General features: G+C 69.9%; 20 protein-coding genes. 11 read left to right on the forward strand and 9 right to left on the reverse strand.

Translation table 11 applies throughout. The features are described 5' to 3' along the window. Nucleotides 1–7 precede the first annotated feature (7 nt). From A9X01_RS18095 to A9X01_RS18120, 6 genes are all read left to right on the forward strand, one after another. A complete protein-coding gene (locus A9X01_RS18095) occupies nt 8–394 on the forward strand; it encodes a VOC family protein (protein ID WP_065035373.1) in 387 nt (128 codons plus the stop codon). A 119-nt stretch (nt 395–513) separates the two neighbouring features. Then, nucleotides 514–1,746, forward strand: coding sequence for an inorganic phosphate transporter (locus A9X01_RS18100; RefSeq protein WP_065122055.1), 1,233 nt, complete (start codon nt 514–516; stop codon nt 1,744–1,746). After that, the gene (locus tag A9X01_RS18105) at nt 1,743–2,018 is read left to right on the forward strand and encodes a hypothetical protein (RefSeq protein ID WP_065122056.1); all 276 of its coding nucleotides are present in this window, start codon (nt 1,743–1,745) and stop codon (nt 2,016–2,018) included. The genes A9X01_RS18100 and A9X01_RS18105 overlap by 4 nt, the downstream gene beginning before the upstream one ends. A 65-nt stretch (nt 2,019–2,083) precedes the next feature. Further along, complete coding sequence (locus A9X01_RS18110; RefSeq protein ID WP_065122057.1) at nt 2,084–2,392, forward strand: DUF3349 domain-containing protein; 309 nt, start codon at nt 2,084–2,086, stop codon at nt 2,390–2,392. A 68-nt stretch (nt 2,393–2,460) separates the two neighbouring features. Further along, nucleotides 2,461–3,531, forward strand: a complete 1,071-nt coding sequence (gene menE / locus A9X01_RS18115; protein WP_253849170.1) for an o-succinylbenzoate--CoA ligase — start codon at nt 2,461–2,463, stop codon at nt 3,529–3,531. A 6-nt stretch (nt 3,532–3,537) separates the two neighbouring features. Next, nucleotides 3,538–4,890 (forward strand): hypothetical protein, encoded by a 1,353-nt coding sequence (locus A9X01_RS18120; RefSeq protein ID WP_065122058.1) that lies wholly within the window; start codon nt 3,538–3,540, stop codon nt 4,888–4,890. Nucleotides 4,891–4,967: 77 nt separating this feature from the next. Here A9X01_RS18120 and A9X01_RS18125 read toward each other — a convergent pair whose 3' ends face one another. Genes A9X01_RS18125 through A9X01_RS30005 form a run of 3 tightly spaced genes read right to left on the reverse strand, consistent with a single transcriptional unit; the run spans nt 4,968 to nt 8,396 of the window. Further along, on the reverse strand, nt 4,968–5,627 hold the full coding sequence (locus A9X01_RS18125) for a TIGR04282 family arsenosugar biosynthesis glycosyltransferase (RefSeq protein ID WP_065122059.1): 660 nt from the start codon (nt 5,625–5,627) through the stop codon (nt 4,968–4,970). Beyond that, on the reverse strand, nt 5,624–6,274 hold the full coding sequence (locus tag A9X01_RS18130; RefSeq protein WP_216638927.1) for a glycosyltransferase family 2 protein: 651 nt from the start codon (nt 6,272–6,274) through the stop codon (nt 5,624–5,626). Before A9X01_RS18130 ends, A9X01_RS18125 begins: the two co-directional genes overlap by 4 nt. Before the next feature lie 13 nt (nt 6,275–6,287). Continuing rightward, a complete protein-coding gene (locus tag A9X01_RS30005; RefSeq protein ID WP_065122060.1) occupies nt 6,288–8,396 on the reverse strand; it encodes a DUF7159 family protein in 2,109 nt (702 codons plus the stop codon). A gap of 432 nt (nt 8,397–8,828) precedes the next feature. Here A9X01_RS30005 and A9X01_RS18140 point away from each other — a divergent pair, with 432 nt between their 5' ends. Next, entirely contained in the window at nt 8,829–10,361 is a 1,533-nt protein-coding gene (locus A9X01_RS18140) for a DUF7937 domain-containing protein (protein WP_253849172.1), read from the forward strand. Here A9X01_RS18140 and A9X01_RS18145 read toward each other — a convergent pair. Both A9X01_RS18145 and A9X01_RS18150 read right to left on the reverse strand, forming a co-directional pair. Further along, a complete protein-coding gene (locus tag A9X01_RS18145; protein ID WP_065122062.1) occupies nt 10,358–11,389 on the reverse strand; it encodes an NAD-dependent epimerase/dehydratase family protein in 1,032 nt (343 codons plus the stop codon). The two genes, A9X01_RS18140 and A9X01_RS18145, sit on opposite strands and share 4 nt — an antisense overlap. Next, nucleotides 11,386–12,162 carry an S-methyl-5'-thioadenosine phosphorylase gene (locus A9X01_RS18150; RefSeq protein WP_036356279.1) on the reverse strand — a complete coding sequence of 259 codons (777 nt, stop codon included), beginning with the start codon at nt 12,160–12,162 and terminating at the stop codon, nt 11,386–11,388. Before A9X01_RS18150 ends, A9X01_RS18145 begins: the two co-directional genes overlap by 4 nt. Nucleotides 12,163–12,196: 34 nt before the next feature. Between A9X01_RS18150 and A9X01_RS18155 the strand changes: the two genes are divergently transcribed. From A9X01_RS18155 to fabH, 3 genes are all read left to right on the forward strand, one after another. Next, nucleotides 12,197–13,069: a 1,4-dihydroxy-2-naphthoate polyprenyltransferase gene (locus A9X01_RS18155; protein WP_065122091.1), complete on the forward strand. Its 873-nt coding sequence runs from the start codon at nt 12,197–12,199 to the stop codon at nt 13,067–13,069. A gap of 102 nt (nt 13,070–13,171) precedes the next feature. Next, nucleotides 13,172–13,837 (forward strand): DUF4190 domain-containing protein, encoded by a 666-nt coding sequence (locus A9X01_RS18160; RefSeq protein WP_065122063.1) that lies wholly within the window; start codon nt 13,172–13,174, stop codon nt 13,835–13,837. Nucleotides 13,838–13,945: 108 nt separating this feature from the next. Beyond that, complete coding sequence (fabH, locus tag A9X01_RS18165) at nt 13,946–14,962, forward strand: beta-ketoacyl-ACP synthase III (RefSeq protein ID WP_065122064.1); 1,017 nt, start codon at nt 13,946–13,948, stop codon at nt 14,960–14,962. Between the two features lie 3 nt (nt 14,963–14,965). Here the strand turns inward: fabH and A9X01_RS18170 are convergent, their stop codons facing one another. Beyond that, nucleotides 14,966–15,316, reverse strand: coding sequence for a DUF4229 domain-containing protein (locus A9X01_RS18170; protein WP_065122065.1), 351 nt, complete (start codon nt 15,314–15,316; stop codon nt 14,966–14,968). A gap of 56 nt (nt 15,317–15,372) precedes the next feature. Here A9X01_RS18170 and A9X01_RS30010 point away from each other — a divergent pair, with 56 nt between their 5' ends. Then, a complete protein-coding gene (locus tag A9X01_RS30010; protein ID WP_099050979.1) occupies nt 15,373–15,528 on the forward strand; it encodes a hypothetical protein in 156 nt (51 codons plus the stop codon). Here A9X01_RS30010 and A9X01_RS18175 read toward each other — a convergent pair. The 3 genes from A9X01_RS18175 to A9X01_RS18185 form a co-directional block, all read right to left on the reverse strand. Further along, complete coding sequence (locus tag A9X01_RS18175) at nt 15,525–16,847, reverse strand: MinD/ParA family ATP-binding protein (RefSeq protein ID WP_065122066.1); 1,323 nt, start codon at nt 16,845–16,847, stop codon at nt 15,525–15,527. The genes A9X01_RS30010 and A9X01_RS18175 overlap by 4 nt on opposite strands. A gap of 47 nt (nt 16,848–16,894) precedes the next feature. Then, nucleotides 16,895–17,875, reverse strand: coding sequence for a c-type cytochrome biogenesis protein CcsB (gene ccsB / locus A9X01_RS18180; RefSeq protein ID WP_065122067.1), 981 nt, complete (start codon nt 17,873–17,875; stop codon nt 16,895–16,897). Further along, on the reverse strand, nt 17,872–19,122 hold a 1,251-nt coding region (locus A9X01_RS18185), incomplete at its 5' end, for a cytochrome c biogenesis protein ResB (RefSeq protein ID WP_065122068.1). The genes A9X01_RS18185 and ccsB, both read right to left, overlap by 4 nt.

The raw sequence follows: 19,122 nt of genomic DNA on the forward strand, positions 1-19,122 counted from the left end.
ACGAGTGATGGAGATTCTGGCGAGCAGGATGCTCCTGCGGCCGGCCGACTATCAGCGCTCGTTGCAGTTCTACCGCGACGAGATCGGGCTGGCGATTGCCCGTGAATACGGGGCGGGCACCGTGTTTTTCGCCGGTCAGTCTTTGCTGGAGCTGGCCGGCTACGGCGAGCCGGACCACTCTCGGGGACCCTTCCCGGGGGCACTGTGGCTGCAGGTCCGCGACCTGGAGGCGACCCAGGCCGAACTCCGCGGCCGGGGCGTGCCGATCGCCCGCGAGGCGCGCCGCGAACCATGGGGTCTGCACGAGATGCACGTGACCGATCCCGATGGTGTCACCCTGATATTCATCCAGGTCCCCAAGGGCCATCCGCTACGCGAAGACACCCGCCAATGAACGCGCACGAACCCAAGGTGAATTGACGGGTAACATCTGGCGACGACTCGCGATATTCCGGCATTTCACCTAATCAATCGTTCGACAAGCAATACTCCCGACCACCAGAATCAGGCCCTGTGAACATCCAGTTGTTCCTCTTGATCATTGTCGTGATCACCGCACTGGCTTTCGACTTCACCAACGGGTTTCACGACACCGGCAACGCCATGGCGACCTCCATCGCCAGCGGGGCCCTCGCACCCAAGGCGGCCGTCGCGCTCTCGGCGGTGCTGAACCTGATCGGCGCGTTCCTGTCCACTGCGGTGGCGGCCACGATCGCCAAGGGCCTGATTGACGCGAATCTGGTCACCCTGGAACTGGTGTTCGCCGGCCTCGTCGGTGGCATCGTCTGGAATTTGCTGACCTGGCTGCTCGGTATCCCCTCGAGTTCCTCGCACGCGCTGATCGGCGGCATCGTCGGCGCGACGATCGCGGCTGTCGGCGGGCACGGCGTCATCTGGCAGGGCGTGGTCTCCAAAGTGATCATTCCGGCCGTCATCGCCGCGGCGCTGGCGATCGTGGTCGGCGCGGCCGCCACCTGGCTGGTGTACCGGATCACCCGCGGCGTCGGGGACCAGCGCACCGAGGCCGGTTTCCGGCGCGGCCAGATCGGCTCGGCGTCACTGGTGTCGCTGGCCCATGGCACCAACGACGCGCAGAAGACGATGGGCGTGATCTTCCTGGCGCTGATGTCCTACGGATCGGTGAGCAAGACCGCCAGCATGCCGCCGCTGTGGGTGATCGTGTGCTGCGCGGTGGCGATGGCCGGCGGGACCTACCTGGGCGGCTGGCGGATCATCCGCACGCTGGGCAAGGGTCTGGTCGAGATCAAGTCGCCGCAGGGTATGGCGGCCGAATCGTCTTCGGCCGCAGTCATTCTGTTGTCGGCCCACTTCGGTTACGCGCTGTCCACCACGCAGGTGTGCACCGGGTCGGTGCTGGGCAGTGGGGTGGGCAAGCCGGGCGCCGAGGTGCGCTGGGGGGTGGCCGGCCGGATGGCGACCGCATGGCTGGTGACGCTGCCCCTGTCGGGGCTGGTGGGTGCGCTCACGTACTGGATCGTGCACCTGATCGGCGGCTACCCCGGCGCGATCGTCGGCTTCTCGCTGCTGATCGCGGTCGCGGCGACCATCTACCTGCGGTCGCGCCGGGTGAAGGTGGACCACAAGAACGTCAACGCCGAGTGGGAAGGCAACCTGACGGCGGGGCTGGACGGCCCCGACCTACCGCCACCGCCCGTCACGGGCCCTAAGCGGGGTGCTTCGGCACCCGAATCCGACGGCCAGATCCCGGCGCGGAGCGCCTCGTGAACGCCTGGTTCAACGTCGAAGCGACCGGCAAGATCCTGCTGTTCAGCCTGCTGGCCGGGGCGGCGCTGCCGGGGCTGTTCGCCCTCGGGGTGCGGTTGCAGGCCGCCGGGGCGAACGACGCGGGCGGCAGGGCGCGCCCGTTGCTGTCGGCCGTCGGATGGCTGATCTACGCGCTGGTGGCGGTGGTGGTGATCCTGGGCGTGCTCTACATCGCCCGAGACTTCATCGCCCATCACACGCACTATCCCTTCCTAGGCGCCAAGCCAGCGTGAAGCCGCGTCATCTGTATGCGCATAACATGGGATCTTGTTGAATCTTCGGGTGAATTGATCGCAGAATGAACCGATTCCTCAGTTCGATCGTCGCGTGGCTGCGAGCCGGGTATCCCGAAGGCATTCCGCCGACGGATTCCTTTGCCGTGCTTGCCTTGTTGGCGCGCCGGTTGACCAACGACGAGATCCGGACGGTCGCCGACGAACTGACCCGCCGCGGCGACCTGCAGATCGACAACATCGACATCGGCGTCGCGATCACTCAGCACACCGATGAGCTGCCGTCGCCCGACGACATCGAGCGAGTCCGGGTCCGACTGGCCGCCCAGGGCTGGCCGCTCGACGACGCACGCGAAAACGGGGACCGCGCATAGCCGTCCTGCGGGCAGTACCCGTCCCCCCGGGTTCGGCGACCCGTGTGTTGTTGCCCGCTTTGCAGCGGGTGCTCGGCGGCCAAGACTCGGCGATGGTCGCGGTGCCCGGCGACGCGGCCGTACCCGGGTTGCGCATCGGCGACGAGATCGACGATGACGTGGCCCTGGTGGTGACGACGTCCGGGACCACCGGTGCGCCCAAGGGCGCGTTGTTGACCGCGGCCGCTCTGACGGCCAGCGCTGCGGCCACCTACGAACGGCTCGGCGGGCCCGGACGCTGGCTGCTGGCCGTCCCGCCGTATCACATCGCCGGATTGCAGGTCTTGGTCCGCAGCGTACTGGCCGGCACCACGCCGATAGAGCTGGACGTGTCCGCCGGATTCGATATCGACGAATTGCCCTCCGCCATCACGGCTTTGGGAGCGGGGAGGCGCTACACGTCGCTGGTCGCCGCGCAGTTGGCCAAGGCGCTCACCCACCCCGGCGCCACCGCCGCGCTGGCCGAGTTGGACGCCATCCTGCTCGGCGGCGGCCCCGCACCGAGGCCCGTGCTCGACGCCGCCGCGGCAGCCGGCATCAATGTGGTGCGCACCTACGGAATGAGCGAGACCGCAGGCGGGTGCGTTTACGACGGCGTTCCGCTGAGCGGGGTGGGACTGCGCATCCGCCCCGACGGCCGCATCATGCTGGGCGGCGACACGCTGGCCAAGGGCTACCGCAACCCGGTGATCCCTGACCCGTTCGCCGAACCCGGTTGGTTCCTGACCGACGATCTCGGCGCCGTGGCCGAGTCCGGCGAACTCACCGTGCTGGGCCGCGTGGACGACGCGATCAGCACCGGTGGGTTGACCGTGCTGCCCGGTCCCGTGGAAGCCGCCCTCGCCGACCATCCGGCAATCCGCGACTGCGCCGTGTTCGGGGTGCCAGACGAACGCCTGGGCCAGCGGGTGGTGGCCGCCGTGGTCGTCGGCGCGGACGCCGCGGCACCGACGCTGCAAGAGCTGCGCACCCACCTCGTGCGCACACTCGACAGCACGGCCGCACCCCGCGAGTTGCACATCGTCGAGGAATTGCCGCGCCGCGGCATCGGCAAGGTGGACCGGGACGCGTTGGTACGGCGATTCGGGTCAATAGGCTGACCTGTCGTGAAGATCGCCCGCCGGGAAACAGCCGCGGTCGCGGTCGCGGTCGCCCTGGTGGTGGCGGCGTTCGCGCTGCCGCGGATGCACTGGGGCATCGACCCGCGCCGGGATACCGGGCTGGACCGGTTCGCCGAGCACGCCGGGGCCACGCCGATCTTCGGCTACTGGGACATCCACGCCGGCTGGGGAACCGTGGCGGCCGCCCTACTCGCGGCCGCCGCCGTGTATTGGGGTCCCGTTGTGGCGCAACGACTTTCCTGGCGTGCGCTGACACTGGGCACCTGGGCTACGGCATGCGCGTGGGCGTTTTCCCTGGCGATGATCGACGGCTTCGGGCGCGGCTTCGCGCACCGCTTGACGGGCCGGGACGAATATCTGTGGGAGGTGCCCGGCGTCACCGACATTCCGGCGACCCTGCGCACGTTTTCCAGCCGGATCCTGGATTTTCAGCCGCACTCCTGGACCACCCACGTGTCCGGCCATCCGCCGGGGGCGCTGCTGACGTTCGTGTGGCTGGACCGGATCGGTCTGCACGGGGGCGCCTGGGCAGGCTTGCTGTGCCTACTCGCGGGCTCCAGCGCGGCGGCCGCCGTCCTGGTCGCGGTGCGCGCCGTGGCCGACGAAGCCACCGCCCGGCGGGCGGCCCCGTTCGTGGCCGTGGCGCCGACGGCGATCTGGGTCGCGGTCTCGGCCGACGGCTACTTCGCCGGCGTGGCGGCCTGGGGCATCGCCCTGCTGGCGGTGGCGGTGCACGCCGCGACGCGGTTCCCGGCGCTGGTGGGGGCCGCGGCCGGAACAGTGCTGGGCTGGGGCATCTTCCTCAGCTACGGGCTGGTGCTGATGGGTTTGCCGGCGTTGGCGGTGCTGGCCTCGGCGGCGAACTGGCGGGCCGCGCTGCGGGTGCTGGGCCCCGCCGTGTTGGCCGCGGTGGCGGTGGCGGTGAGCTTCGCCGTGGCCGGCTTCTACTGGTTCGACGGCTACGAGTTGGTGCAGCAACGCTACTGGCAGGGGATCGCCAAGGACCGGCCCTTCCAATACTGGGTCTGGGGCAACCTGGCCTGTGTGGTGTGCGCCATCGGCCTGGGCAGTGTCGCCGGCCTCAGTCGAGCATTCGACCCGGCCGCGATCCGCCGACGATCAGGCCTGCACCTCCTCCTGCTGGCCGCGGTGGTCGCGATCTGCTGCGCGGATCTGAGCATGCTCAGTAAGGCCGAGACGGAACGGATCTGGTTGCCGTTCACCATCTGGTTGACTGCGGCGCCCGCGTTGCTGCCGGCGCGCTCACACCGGATCTGGCTGGCACTCAATGCCGTTGGCGCGCTGGTGCTGAACAGTGTGATATTTACGAACTGGTAGCCACGGCCAACACCGAGCCGAACCACACGGCGAGATCCGGCCCGCAATTTCGCAGCCAGGTTCGGTTCGCGCAATGCTCACAATCCGGCCGCGCGGGTGACGCGCGCGAATCGGCCGCCGGGGCTGCAGGCGTCACGCACGGCGGCGACATCGTCCACGAGGTCGACGTCGGCCAGTGGTTGCACCAGAGACACCTCTATGCCGTTGTCGCGCAACGCTTTCAGCGTGCGGTCGCCGGTGTCGGGTGTGGACATGGGGACACCGCGCAGACATGCGGCCGCGTCCGGGACGGTCAGCCCGAGTAGCCACCAGCCGCCGTCCAGCGCCAACCCCAGCACCGCCGCGTTGTCCAGCAGCCGCTGCGCGCACTCCGTCAGCAGCGCGGCGGTGACCTGCGGGGTGTCCATCCCGATCTGTAGCACCGGATAGCCGTCGGCCGCATCGGCGTGGGCGTTGGCGAGCCGGTCGGCGAAGTCCTCACCCCGCTGCTCGATCACGGTGAACGACTCCAGCCGCCGCCGTAGCTCGGCGGCACCGGCTGCGTGGTCGAGGTTGCCGGTGAGCGCGATTGCCCGGGTGGCGAACGGCGCCGCCGCGACCGCGTCCAGGGTGTCCAGCAAAGCCGCTGCGGCGATCTCGGCGGCGGCCCGGTCACCGACCGCCGCCGCCAGCCGGGTCTTGGCCAGTCCCGGCTCCGGCGCCTTGGCCACCACCAGCGCCGTCACCGGCAGGCTCACGAAATCACCTTCCAGAAGTCGACGATCGCGATGATGCTTCCTTTGAGCGACCCGCTCACCTTCGATTTGCCGCCCGTCCGCGGGCCGTAGCTGACGTCGAGTTCCACCACCCGCCACCCGGCGGCCGCGGCTCGGACCAGCAACTCCAACGGATAACCGGACCGCCGGTCGGTGACACCGAGTTCCAGCAACGCCTCGCGGCGGGCCACCCGCATCGGCGCAATGTCGTGCACCGGCAGGCCGTGCCGGGTACGCAGCCGCCAGCTCATCACCACGGTGCCCACCCGGGCCACCCACGGCCAGTGCAGCCCGGGCACCGGACGACGGCGGCCGGTGACCATGTCGGCGCCGCGCTGCAATTCGTCGACCAGACGTGGCAGGTCACCGGGATCCATCGAGCCGTCCGCGTCGATGACCGCCACGACCGGCGTCTGGACCGCGACGACTCCCGCATGTACCGCCGCGCCGTAGCCGGGTCGCGGCTCGGCGATCACCCGGGCACCGTGCCGGGTGGCGACGGCGGCGGTGTCGTCGGTGCTGTTGTTGTCCACCACCAGCGCCTGATAGCCGGCCGGGATCGCGGCGAGCACCGCCGGCAGTGATTCCGCTTCGTTGAGGCAGGGCAACACCACCGTCACGCTGGACACGGCGGTTCCGGGGTCAGCGCGGCCAGGACGGGAAGCCCCCGCGGCCGCCCCCGCCGCTGCTGCCGCCACTGCCGCCACTGCTGCCGCCGCCGCTGCTGCCGCCACCCGACGGCGCACGCGGCGCCACGGTCGGCACCCTGGGCACCTGCGGCGCCGGCGCCTGAGTCTGCGGCGCCTGCGGCACCGGTGCTTGGGTGCGCGGCGCCTGCGTCGGTGGCGGCGCCACGGTCTGCTGCTGCGTCGGCACTTGCTGCGTCGGAGCCTGTGTGGGCACCTGCTGCGTCGGCGCCTGTGTGGGCACCTCCTGCGTGGGCTGTGGCGCAACCGTCGTCGGCGGCGGTGCCACGGTGGTCGGCGCCTCCGTCGTCGGAGCCACCGTGGTGGGCGGAATCGTCGTGGTCTTCGGCGGTTGCGTGGTCGCCGGCGTCGTGGGCTGAGTCGTCGGCTGCGTGGTCGGCGCTGTCGTGGGCGGCGTCGTCGGCGCAGTCGTCGGCGGCGTGGTGGGCGGCGTGGTCGGACCGGTGGTCGGGCCAGTCGTCGGCGGCGTCGTCGGACCAGTTGTCGGGGGCGTCGTCGGCGGCGTCGTCGGCATGCCCGGCTGCCAGCCCGGGTACGGGGGCTGCCAACCCGGATACGGTGGCTGCCAGCCCGGATACGGCGGGATGAAGATCGGCACCGGCAGGGGCGCGGGGACCGGCACGGGCACCGGAGCCGCCGGAACGGGCGCCGGGGCAGGGGCCGGAGCCACGGGCGCGGGCACCTGCCTCGGGACGTTCTGCACGGCGGGCACGGTGCCGCCCTGGAAGCCCAGGGTGGGAATGTCGGGCGGCGGAGGTGGCACCGGGGCCTGCTGCTCGGTCGGCAACAGCGGCATGAACTTGCCCGGCTGGGCGTTCTGGTGGCCTTCGACCGGCAACGTGGACGCGGTCGGCCGGACGGTCACCGCGACCGCGACCGCCAGCGAAGCGAACCCAAGCACGGCGAAACCGATGACGGCATTGCTGATCAACAACCGCCTCAGCTGAGGCCGGATGCCGGCCGTCTGGGGGTCGTCGGGGTCCAACCCGTCCTCGTACTCGTCGCCGTACTCGTCCCCGTAGTCATCGAAGCCGTCGGTGTCGACCGGCAGGATGTCGTACTCGCTGGCCTGCGAATACGCCAGCTGCTCGTCGCCCGAGCTGGGCGCTCCCCCGTCGGCGGGCTGCATGAAGGCGGTCGCGTCCCCGGGGGCCGACGGGTCGCCGGAGGAAACCCCGGAATGGAAGTACGCGGTCGCGTTCGGGTCGCCGGCCGCATTCGGGTCTCCCGAGGAGACACCCGAATGGAAATTCGCGCCGCCTCCGTCCCCGGGGATCGGCGCAGCCATGGTGGCATCGCCGAGGGAGGGCGCCGCCATCGTCGCGTCGGGCGACGCGGCCGGGGCGGCCATCGTCGCGTCCGGGTTGGCGAACGGGGCAGCCATCGTCGCATCGGGAGATGCGGTCGGCACCGCCATCGTCGCGTCGGCGGCTGCGCCACGTGCCAGCGCGAAGTCGGGATCCCCCGGGATCTGCACGCTCATGGTCGACGCGGACTGCAGCTGGTCGGCGAACATCGCGGTGTTCTCTGGAGAGGTTCCCACCAGCAGGACGTCGTCAGGCGTACCGGCGTGGCCCGGGACCTGCGACATCAATGTGTCGAAGGTCGCGCCGGCGTCGCCTTCCACCGGCGTCGCGGCCAGCACCGTCGGCGGCGCGTCCGGATCACCACTGGGCACCGCCAGGCTTGCCGTCTGGCCGCCGACCAGCAGGACCGCGGCACCGGCCCGGCCTGGCCCCAGCAGCGCGGTGGCGGCCTGCGACTCCGAGACCACCTCGACGTTCGCGACGCCGGCATAGGTCAGCGCCTGCTGCAGTTGGTTGGCCGCGTACTCGTCCGACCAGACCAGTCGGGTGCCGACCAGCCGGTGACCTTCGTCGGTCAACAGCCGATTCGTACCGACAATCGTCTCGGACAGGTCCGCGACCGGATTGTTCGTCAGCTCGACCGTGGATTGATCGATCACCGCGCTACTGCGGGCGGCCTCGATCAGAGCCAGGCGTGCGACCTGGCCGGTAACGGCCACCCCCAACACCACGTCCATTTACGGCTCTCCTTCGGCTGACTACCCCACAGCCAGCAATGTCCCGGCATCATTACACTGACGGCATATTCGTCATTCGGACGACAGGGTTCCCTATGTGCGCAGCGTAACCGGATTCCCTACCCAGGGGGATGGTCACCAGATTTCCTTCGCCACTTCTAAGCCTGCTCACAGCCGCGGCCGCGTCTTCCGAATGGAGAATATGTTCGCAACCGAACAACGCAGCGGGCCAGTCAGGGGGTTCCCCTACGGCACGACGAAACCTGCGCCCGCAGCAACCGACCTCGATCCCTTGGGGGCCTCGTGAGCCTGAGCAGCGACGACACGCCGACCGGCCCCATCGTGGGTGCGCGACAAGCCCCACCCCGGCCGTCGGCACCGGAATCCCCGTCGGGAGCGCAGGCGGCCGAGCCCACCGCCCGGCAACGCAACATCAGACGCGACCTGTTGGCCGCAGCGCTGCTCATCGCGGCTTTGCTGGTGCCCTGGAACCTGTACTTCGGATTGCGCGTCCCGAACAGCAGCGCGGTGCTGTGGGCAGTCCTCGGTGCGGTGACATTGCTGTCGCTGCTGTCCCTGCTGGTCTCGCACCGCCGGCCCGGTCCCAACGGCCGGCTCCGGCTCGCCCTCAATATCCCCTACCTGCTGTTGGTAGTCGGCTTTGTGGGGTTCGCCGTGTTCGAATTCATCCGGTCCGGGGCCGCCGCCCGGGTGCTGGGCGGGGTCGGGCCCGGCGCCTGGCTGGGCGTCGCCGGGGCAGTGCTGGCCGCACAGCCGCTGCTCGTCCACCCCACCGTGGACGAGGGAAGCTACCACCGGTGGCTGCGGGCCGCGCGCCTGATCGGCTACGCATCGATGTTCGGGGTGTCGTTGAGCTCGGGGTTCACCCTGTGCTGGCGGGTGCGCTACGCCCTGCCCACCACGGGCTCGGAATCCTTCGGCGTCCGCAACACCACCGTGATCCTCACGGCGGTGGTGTACGGCGCGGTGGCGCTGGCGGCGGTGCTGGTCGCCTCCCGGTGGATCCTGCGCAACACTCCAGCATCCCGGCTCGCCACCGTGGCGCTGGGTGGTTCCGCGCTGGTGGCGGGGCTCGTGGTGTGGATCCTTCCCGTCGGCCGCTACATCGATGCGTTCCACGGCATCGCACAAAACACCCCGACGGCGGGCGTCGGCTACGAGGGCTATCTCGCCTGGGCGGCGGCCGCGGCCCTGTTTCTGCCGCTGACGCTGTTCGGTTCGCCGCTGGTACGCAAGGACCGCGACGTCTGGCGCGACGCACTGCGCATGGCGTTGATACTGATCGTCGTCTGGTGCGCCGGCTCAGTGCTGATGAGAATCAGCGACCTCGTAGTGGCCGTGCTGCTGAACTACCCCACCTTCTCGTACAACCACCTCGTGCTGGCACTTTTCGACGCGGCGACGGCGTTGGCGGCGTGGTGGGTGTGGGCGCGATTGGGTGGCGGCGCCCTGCGTTCGCGACTGACGACATGGCTGAGCGGGTCGGTGTTCGCGCTGACGGCTTCGCGGGTGATTCTCGGCGTGATTCTGGCGCCGCGATTCGACCAGGGGCCGACGCCGAACCCGGTCTACGGCAACGATTTCGCCCAGCAGATGACCAGCACGTTCGACGTCACGCTGTGCGCACTGGCGCTGTGGATCTTCCCCGCGGTCATCATCGCCGGGGTCATCCGCAAGCCGCGACGACGCCCACGACGCCGGCCGCCGGCACCCCAAGCCACCGCCGGGCAACAACGCCCCCAGGTGCCCGTCCCCACCCGTGCGGGCGGCCCGCCGCCACCGTCGGAGGCCAGGACGACGCAGTTCAGCGTCGCCCACACCGAGCACGACGCGCCCACCACGGTGCTGTCCGGGCCGGGCCGGGCACCCCGGATCTTCCGGTCGGCGGAAACCACCGGGCCGTTGCGGCCCAAGATCTACCGGCCGCCCAACCGCCCGTCCTAACGCAACGGCGCGAAGGCGAATTCGCGCAGCCCGTCGCCCGGGGACACGGCGGCCCGGAAATCGAGCACTTCGACGGCCCGCGTGGGGTCGGCCACGATGTGGCGAACATCCCCGCTGCGGTACTGGCCGGTGACTGCCGGGGACACTGCGCCGCCCCGCGCGACACACAGCGCGTCGGCCACCTCGAGGATCGAGATGGGCCGTCCCGAACAGACGTTGGCTGCGGTGAAGCCGGCGCGGTCCGCGTTCACCGCCGCCAGGTTCGCCGCAGCGACGTCGTCGACGTGCACGAAATCCCGCATCTGCCCGCCGTCTTCGAAAACCCTTGGCGCCTCCCCCTTCTCGAGTGAGGAGCGGAATATCGCCGCCACCCCGGAATACGGGGTGTCGCGCGGCATGCCCGGGCCGTAGACGTTGTGGTAGCGCAGCGCAACCACCGAACCGCCGGTGGCTTCCGACCAGGCCAGCGCGTAGTGCTCCTGCGCCGTCTTGCTCGCCGCGTACAGGCTGCGCGGCCGCAGCGCGGCGTCCTCACCGACCAACTGCCACACCACCGGCCGCCCGCAGATCGGACAGCGGTGCTCGAAGACGCCGGCGTCCAGGTCGGCGCGGCGGCGCGGCAACGGATCCACCGAGCCGTGCTCCCCGCACCGGTACCGCCCCTGCCCGTACACCACCATCGAGGACGCCAGCACCAGGCGCCGAACGCCCGCGGCGAACATCTGGGCCAGCAGCACCGTGGTCCCTAAGTCGTTGTGGCCCCCGTACTCCGGCGCGTCCGCGGCGTCGACACCGGCACCCACCATCGCCGCCTGATGGCACACCAGGTCCACCCCGGACAGCAGCGGCGCAAGTGCGTCGGCGTCGCGCACGTCGACCCGGTGACAACCTTGCGGCAGCACGGGACTCGGGCCGTGCGCAGCGGGCAGCAACGCGTCCACGCCGATCACCTCGTGGCCCGCGTCCCGCAACGCCGCGTCGACCCGGGTGCCGATGAAACCGGCCGCGCCGGTGAGCAGCACTCTCACGGCAGCTCGAACGGCAGTGGGACACCGGCGTGCTGCAGACAGTGGGTGCAGGTGCGCTCGTCGGCCACGTTGTCGATCGCGGTCTGCACCAGTTGCTTGAGGCGCACGATGTTCTCGCCAAAGGCGGCGAAGATCTCGGCGGCCTTCACCCCTTCCCCGACGGCCACACCGGCATCCACATCGGTGACCAAAGCTATTGCCGCATAACATAATTCGAGTTCGCGCGCGAGGATGGCCTCCGGGTATCCGGTCATGTTGACCAGGCTGAAGCCGGCGGCGGCGAACCACTGGCTCTCCGCGCGGGTGGAGAACCGCGGACCCTGAATCACCACCATCGTGCCGCCGTCGACCACATCCGGCAGACCGGTCACCGCGCTGCGCAGCGTCGGGCAGTACGGATCGGCGAAGCTGGCGTGCACCCCGCCGCTGTCGAAGTAGGTATCCGGGCGACCACTGGTGCGGTCCACCAGCTGATCGGGCACCACCACCGTCCCGGGCCCCAGCAAGGGGTTCAGACTGCCGACCGCGCACGGTGCGAATACCCGCCGGACCCCCAGCGCCCGCAGCGCCCACATGTTGGCCCGGTACGGGACGGTGTGCGGCGAGTACTGGTGACGGGCGCCGTGCCGGGGCAGGAACGCAACCTCGTGCCCGCCGATGGCGCCGATCGTGATCGGGTCGCTCGGCGCGCCCCACGGGGTCTCGGGGTACACCGTGCGGGTGTCGGATCCGAGGAATGTGTAGAAGCCGCTGCCACCGATGACTCCGAGCATCCGCCCATTGTGATGCATGAGGCAGGATGCCCTGGTGGCCAGTTTTGCGCAGTGGATCGCCGGAGCGCGCCCGCGGACCCTGCCGAACGCGGTCGCGCCGGTGGTCGCCGGCACCGGCGCCGCGGCGTGGCTGCACGCCGCCGTGTGGTGGAAGGCGCTGCTGGCTCTGGCCGTGTCCCTCTGCTTCGTCATCGGGGTGAACTACGCCAACGACTACTCCGACGGCATCCGGGGCACCGACGACGTGCGGGCCGGCCCGGTGCGGCTGGTGGGTGCCCGGCTGGCGACACCGCGCGCGGTGCTGACCGCGGCACTGGTCAGCCTGTTCGTCGGCAGCGTGGCGGGACTGGCGCTGGCGCTGGTCAGCGCGCCGTGGTTGATCGCGATCGGTGTGGGGTGCGTCGCCGGGGCCTGGCTGTACACCGGCGGGTCCAAACCGTACGGGTACTCGGGGCTGGGCGAGGTGGCGGTGTTCGTGTTCTTCGGCCTCATCGCCGTCCTCGGCACGCAGTACACCCAGGCCTTGCGGGTGGACTGGGTGGGCTTGGTGCTGGCGGTCGCGGTCGGTGCGTTGTCGTCGTCGGTGCTGGTCGCCAACAATCTGCGCGACATTCCCACCGACACCGAATCCGGCAAGATCACCCTCGCGGTTCGGTTGGGTGACCGCCGTACCCGGCTGCTCTACCACGCTTTGCTGGTCACCGCCGTAGTTATGACGCTGGTTCTGCTGGCGGCGACGCCGTGGTGCGCGGTGGGACTGGTGGCCACGCCGCTGGCGCTGCGCGCCGACCGGCCGGTGCGCGCCGGGCTGGGTGGGCCGCAGCTGATCCCGGTGCTGCGCGACACCGGGCTGGCCATGGTGGTGTGGTCCGCCGCGGTCGCGCTGGCACTTTCCCTGGCCGGCTGACCGCACGCAATTCCCCGGCGCCTACTGGCCCGTTGTGTTTTACTTGCTCAAATGTGTTGCGCCACAGAATAACAAGGCGTCCACCAGAGGGGAACTGTACTGATGAGTGAGCGGCTCGACGACCATGCGACTCAGCGTCTGTCTGCGTCGCCGCCCGGTCCGCCCGGCCCGTCCGGGCCGTACGCGGGGCCGCCCGGTCCGTTGGGGGGGCCGTATCCGGCGTATCCGGTCAGCCGTTCCACCAACTCCCTGGCGATCGCGGCGCTCGTCACATCGCTGGTCTTGGCGCCGTTGGGGATCGTCTTCGGGCATATCTCGCTATCCCAGATCAAGCGCACCGGCGAGGACGGTCGCGGCTTTGCCATCGCCGGGCTGGTGCTGGGATACATCGGGACAGTCCTGGGGATCATCGGGCTGATCGGCGTGCTGGTGTTCATGGCGTCGGTGAACTCGGCGCTGCACAGCCACGCGAGTTCACGATCGCGCAGCACTCCCACCACTTCCGAAACCCCCGTCGGGGTTCCCGACGCGACGGCGCGGGCGATAAAGGACGCTCGGGTCGGCGATTGCATCCGTCGGGTGACCGGGGCGAAGAAGACGGACGGCAGCAGGGAGGTGACGGTTTCGCCCGCCGCCTGCGGGTCGAGTGCCGCGACGGACAAGGTCACCAAACGCACCACCAGAACATCCGATTGCCCCGGCAGCCAGTGGGTGCGTACCCAGGCCTACCGCCCGCCGATCGTCCTTTGCCTGTCCAAGTTGCGGTAATCCGACGTCTGTCCTCGACCCCGGTACACGCTCGCAGCGAGCACGCATAGAGTCGATCCAGCCCTAGCGGCAGAAGCGACCGATTGCTGCGGCGGGAAGGACATCGCTATGACTGAGATTGCGACGATCAACGGCCCGAAGAAAGTAGGGTTGCTCAGCGTCGGCGCCTACCGCCCTGAGCGAGTCGTCACCAACGAGGAGATCTGCCAGAACATCGACTCCTCCGACGAGTGGATCTACTCGCGCACCGGGATCAAGTCGCGCCGGTTCGCCGCCGACGACGAATCCGCGGCGTCGATGGCCGCCGAAGCCTGTCGGCGGGCACTGAAGAACGCCTCGCTGACACCGGCCGACATCAACGGCGTGATCGTCACCACCAACACCCATTTCCTGCAGACGCCGCCGGCCGCCCCGATGGTCGCGGCGGCGCTGGGCGCCAACGACGTGCTGGGCTTCGACCTGTCTGCCGGCTGCGCTGGGTTCGGATATGCGCTGAGCACCGCGGCGGACATGATCCGCGCCGGCGGCGCCGGAAAGATGCTGGTGGTCGGCACTGAGAAACTGTCCCCGACGATAGACATGCACGACCGCGGCAACTGCTTCATCTTCGCCGACGGCGCCGCCGCGGTGGTCGTCGGCGAGACACCCACCCAGGGCATCGGGCCCACGGTGGCGGGCAGCGACGGCGAGCAGTCCGGCGCGATCCGCCAGGACATCGACTGGATCACGTTCGCGCAGAATCCCTCCGGCCCACGGCCGTTCGTGCGGCTCGAGGGTCCGGCGGTGTTCCGCTGGGCGGCCTTCAAGATGGGCGATGTCGGCCGCCGCGCGCTGGAGGCCGCCGGTGTCGGGCCGGATCAGATCGACGTGTTCGTCCCCCATCAGGCCAACAGCCGCATCAACGAGTTGCTGGTCAAGAACCTGCAATTGCGACCGGACACCGTCGTCGCAAACGACATCGAGCACTCCGGGAACACCTCCGCGGCGTCCATCCCGCTGGCCATCGCGGAACTGATGGACACCGGGGCGGCCCAGCCCGGCGATCTGGCGCTGCTGATCGGCTACGGCGCCGGACTCACCTACGCCGCGCAGGTGGTACGCATGCCGCTGCACAGCGACAGCTGAGGCTCAGCCTTGGGCCGGCCCCTCCTCGGCGGCCGGCGTCTCCCCCCGTAGCCGGGCTCGCAACCGGTCCCGCTCGGCACGGCGATGTTCCCCGGCGGCAGCAAGAGTGGCCGTGGCGCGCCGGCGCAGCGGCCCGAATACCCACATTCCCAGCGGCATGGAGATGACCAGGCCGCCCAGTGCGGCGACCGTGAGCGGGAAGTCGGCCACCCCGATCAGCCGGCCCAAGCCGTAGATCAGAGCAGTGATCACCACCACCAGCAGCAGCCGGGCCGCGACGTAAAGCAGGACGTCGGCGAGGCCGCGACCGCGGGACGGAACCCGAGTGGGCTTGTCGCTAGGCGTTTCTGACACGACTTGAGCCTAGCGACAGGCCCGCCACGGGTATATTCGCTCACAGGAGGTGTCGAGTGCTTTACCTGCTCGTCGTCCTTATTCTGGGGACGCTGATCTATCTCGGCTGGCGTGCGGCGCGGTCACAGACCAGCCCGCCGAAGACGCGTGTCATCGGACCCGACGACGATCCGGAGTTCCTGCGCCGATTGGGCGACAACAAGCCGCGCTAGACGAACTGCGGGTTGGAACGCCGCTGGTCACCGGGGAACCCATCGGCGACCACCGCCGCCAGCTCGAGCAGCGCCTCGCGGGTGTCCCGCTTCAGCCGATCCAGTTCGATCTCGGCGCCTTCTTCCAGGTGCGGGTCGTAGGGCACGACCCGCACGGCCCGGCAGCGCCGCGCGAAATGCTCGATCACCTTGTCCATGTCGACCTTGCCGGCCCGCGGCCGCACGGCGTTGATGACCGTGATCGAGTTGCGCACCAGGTCTTCATGGCCGTGGGCGTCCAGCCAGTCCAGCGTCGCCGACGCGCTGCGGGCCCCGTCGATGGAGCCCGACGCGACCACGATCAGCACGTCGGACCGGGCCAGGATCGCCGACATCGCCGAGTGCAGCAGTCCCGCGCCGCAGTCGGTGAGTACCAGGCCGTAGAAGCGTTCCAGGATGTCCAGGCTGCGCTTGTAGTCCTCGGAGCTGAATGCCTCCGACAACGTCGGGTCGCTCGAGGAGGCGAGCACCTCCAGCCCGGCCTTGTTCTGTGAGGTGTAGCTGCGGATGTCGCTGTAGCGGTCGATGCTCTCGGCGTCGCGCAGCAGGTGTCGCACGGTGGCCGGCGTTTCGAGCGGCAGCTTCTGGCTCAGCGTGCCGCGGTCGGGGTTGGCGTCCACGGCGGCCACCCGGTCACCCCGCACGGACGCGAAGGTGGATCCCAGGGTCGCGGTGATGGTCGTCTTGCCGACGCCGCCCTTCAACGACAGCACCGCGATGCGGTAGCAACCGCGCAGCGGCCGGTTGATCTGGGCGACCAGGTTGTTGTGCTTCATCGCCCGGGGACTCTCCCCCAGGTTGATCAGCTGACCCGACAGCACGTACAGCAGCCGGCGCCAGCCTTCCGATGGCGGCGGCTTCACCGGCTTGAGCAGGACGGTCGTGGACAGCTCGGGATACGGCGCGTGCGGCAGCGGCTCGGGACGGAACTGGGGCCGCTCTTCGATGCCGGAGTCCTCCGGCGGGCCCGGGTAATAGGCGCCGTACGCAGTCGGGTCGACCCGTGTCACACCGGACACCGGGCCGGTCGTCGGCCCCGGATCCCACTGCGGCACGTCGGCGGGGGGCGGCGGCGGAGGGTCAGCGGGCGCCGACAGCCGGCGCTCGGTGCGGAAACCCGCGAACGCACGGGTCGGCGCCTCGGCGGTGGCGTCCACCGGCGGTTCCACGCCCAGCGGCGCCTGAGCCTGCACCGTCGGCTGCTCGGGGCTGGCGTCGGCCGCCGCGGTACCCGGGTGGACCCGCGGCGCCCCCGCGCCCGGCGTTGGATGTTCTGACACTCGTGCTCCCCCTTGTTGCCCGCTTGTTCGGGTCGGTCACGTTCGGGTCAGCCCACGCCCGCATACGAGTGCAGGCCAACGGTCACCAGGTTAACGAAGAACAGATTGAAGACCATGGCCACGAACCCGGCGACGTTGATCCAGGCCGCCTTGCGATCCCGCCAACCGGCCGTTGACCTGGCATGGAGGTAGGCGGCGTACACCACCCATGCGATGAACGACACGGTTTCTTTGGGGTCCCAGCCCCAGTACCGGCCCCAGGCTTCCTCGGCCCAGATCGCACCGAAGATGACCCCGAAGCCGAACACCGGGAAGGCGAAAATGGTGGTTCGGTAGGCGATCCGATCAAGCGTCTGCGCGTCGGGAAAGCGTTGCACCAGCCGCGCCAGTTGGCTCTCGGTGCCCGGTTCGCCCAGCCGCGAGGTGCGCAGCAGAAACAGGATGCTGGCGATGCCCGCCACCAGGAAAACACCCGAGCCGAGGCTGACCACCGAGACATGGATGGGCAGCCAGTACGACTGCAGGGCCGGCATCACCGGTGCCGCGTTGGCATAGAGCCAGCGGCCGGACACGGTCAGCAGGATCAGCACCGGGAGCAGCAGGAACACCCACAGCGGCCGGTATTGCGGGCGGCGCAGCACGACGGCACCAGCGACCAGCCCGGACAGGCAGGTCAGGTTGATGAACTCGTACATGTTGCCCCAGGGCACCCGCATGGTGGCCAGGCCGCGCAGCACGATGCAGCCCAACAGCAGGGCGATGCCGAGGTAGAGCACGGCGAGGCCGGCGCGGCCGACGCGTTCGTCGAACGGCCGGCTCGGGGTGTGCGCCACGACGCCGGGGGTGGCGCTGTCGGTGGTGACGGCGCCGCCCCTGCTTCCGACGGCCACCGGTTCGAGTTTCCGGGTGCGCACGTAGGCGAGTTCGCAGGCCAGTAGCAGCAGCGCAACCACGAGCGCCACCACCGCGGAGGTGAAGGCCCAGTCGGAGTAGCGGGCCAGCCCGATGTTCACGTGCTGGGTATTCATGTGACGTCCCTTCCGGCCTTGGCGGGGATGCCGGCGGGCGCGCCGGAGTCGCCCAATCCTGCCGTCAACCGCTCGGTCAAGCGCTCGAACTCGTCACCCCACCCGGAGTTGTCGGTACGCGCCAGGCCGCCCAGTTCGACGTTGACCGTACCTGGTGGCTCCCCGGCCGGTGTGAGACGAACCCACACCCGGCGCCGGCGGACCAGCAGCGACACCAGCAGCCCGGCCATCATGGTGATCGCGAAGACCAGCACCCAGATCTGCCCGGGATCGTGGGATACCTGCAGGTTGACAAACGGTATGGCGCCATCGAAGCGCACGGTGGTGCCAGCAGCCGGGCCCTGGTCAATGCGCACCTGCTCCCCGACGCGCAGGTTGACCCGCTTCTCCTTGGTGAGCCGGCCCTGTTCGATCAGGCGGGGGTCCAGGTTGAACAGCGACTGCGGCCGGCCGGTGTCCAGGCCGGTGTCGCCGCGGTAGATGTCGATGGCCACCGCGGGGTCATTGAGCGCCGGGAAGCGTGACGACAGCAGGGTGCCGTCAAGCTGCTCGGTGGGTGCCAGCAAACCCTGGATCGCGATCTCGTGCTTGCGCCGCTCCTCGGCGCTCGGATAGCTGCCGGCCGGCGGATCGATGCGCGCCACCCCCGACGACAGCAGGGTCTGCGGGTTGTCCGGCCGCCACTGCACCGTCGAGGTCCGGGTCTGCCCGTTCGGGAACGTCACCGTGAAGGTGGGGGCGTAGCCGTGGCCCTGCAGGTACACCCGGTCCCCGCCGATGCGCAGCGGGTGGTTCACCTCGAGCCGGTAGGGCCGCCAAATGTCCGACGTGAGGTCGTCCCCGGCCTGGTAGGCGATGTCTGCGGCGAACGAAGTGGCCTGTCCGGACGGCAGGTAGTTGGCCTGAAAATCGTGAACGCGCAGGCAGACCGGGTGCAGCGAGGTGCCGTCGACGGTGTTGCCGGCGCGGAACGAGTCGAACGCAGCCGGCGTGGCCGAGCAGAAGCCGGGGCCGCCGTCGGCGATGACGATCACGTTGCCCTCGTAGCCGAACAGCTTTCCGGCGGCGACCGCGACCAGCAGGCCCAGCAGCGAGAAGTGGAACACCAGGTTGCCGAACTCGCGCAGGTAGCCCTTTTCCGCGGACACCTCGACCGCGTCGCCCTGACGTCTGGTCGCGGTCCGCCAGCCGCGCAGCCGGCCGGTGATGGAGGCGGCCAGACTGTCGGGGTCGCCGACGGCTTCGGC

Origin of the sequence: Mycobacterium asiaticum, from assembly GCF_001668675.1 — a bacterium.
Lineage (GTDB): Bacteria > Actinomycetota > Actinomycetes > Mycobacteriales > Mycobacteriaceae > Mycobacterium > Mycobacterium asiaticum_D.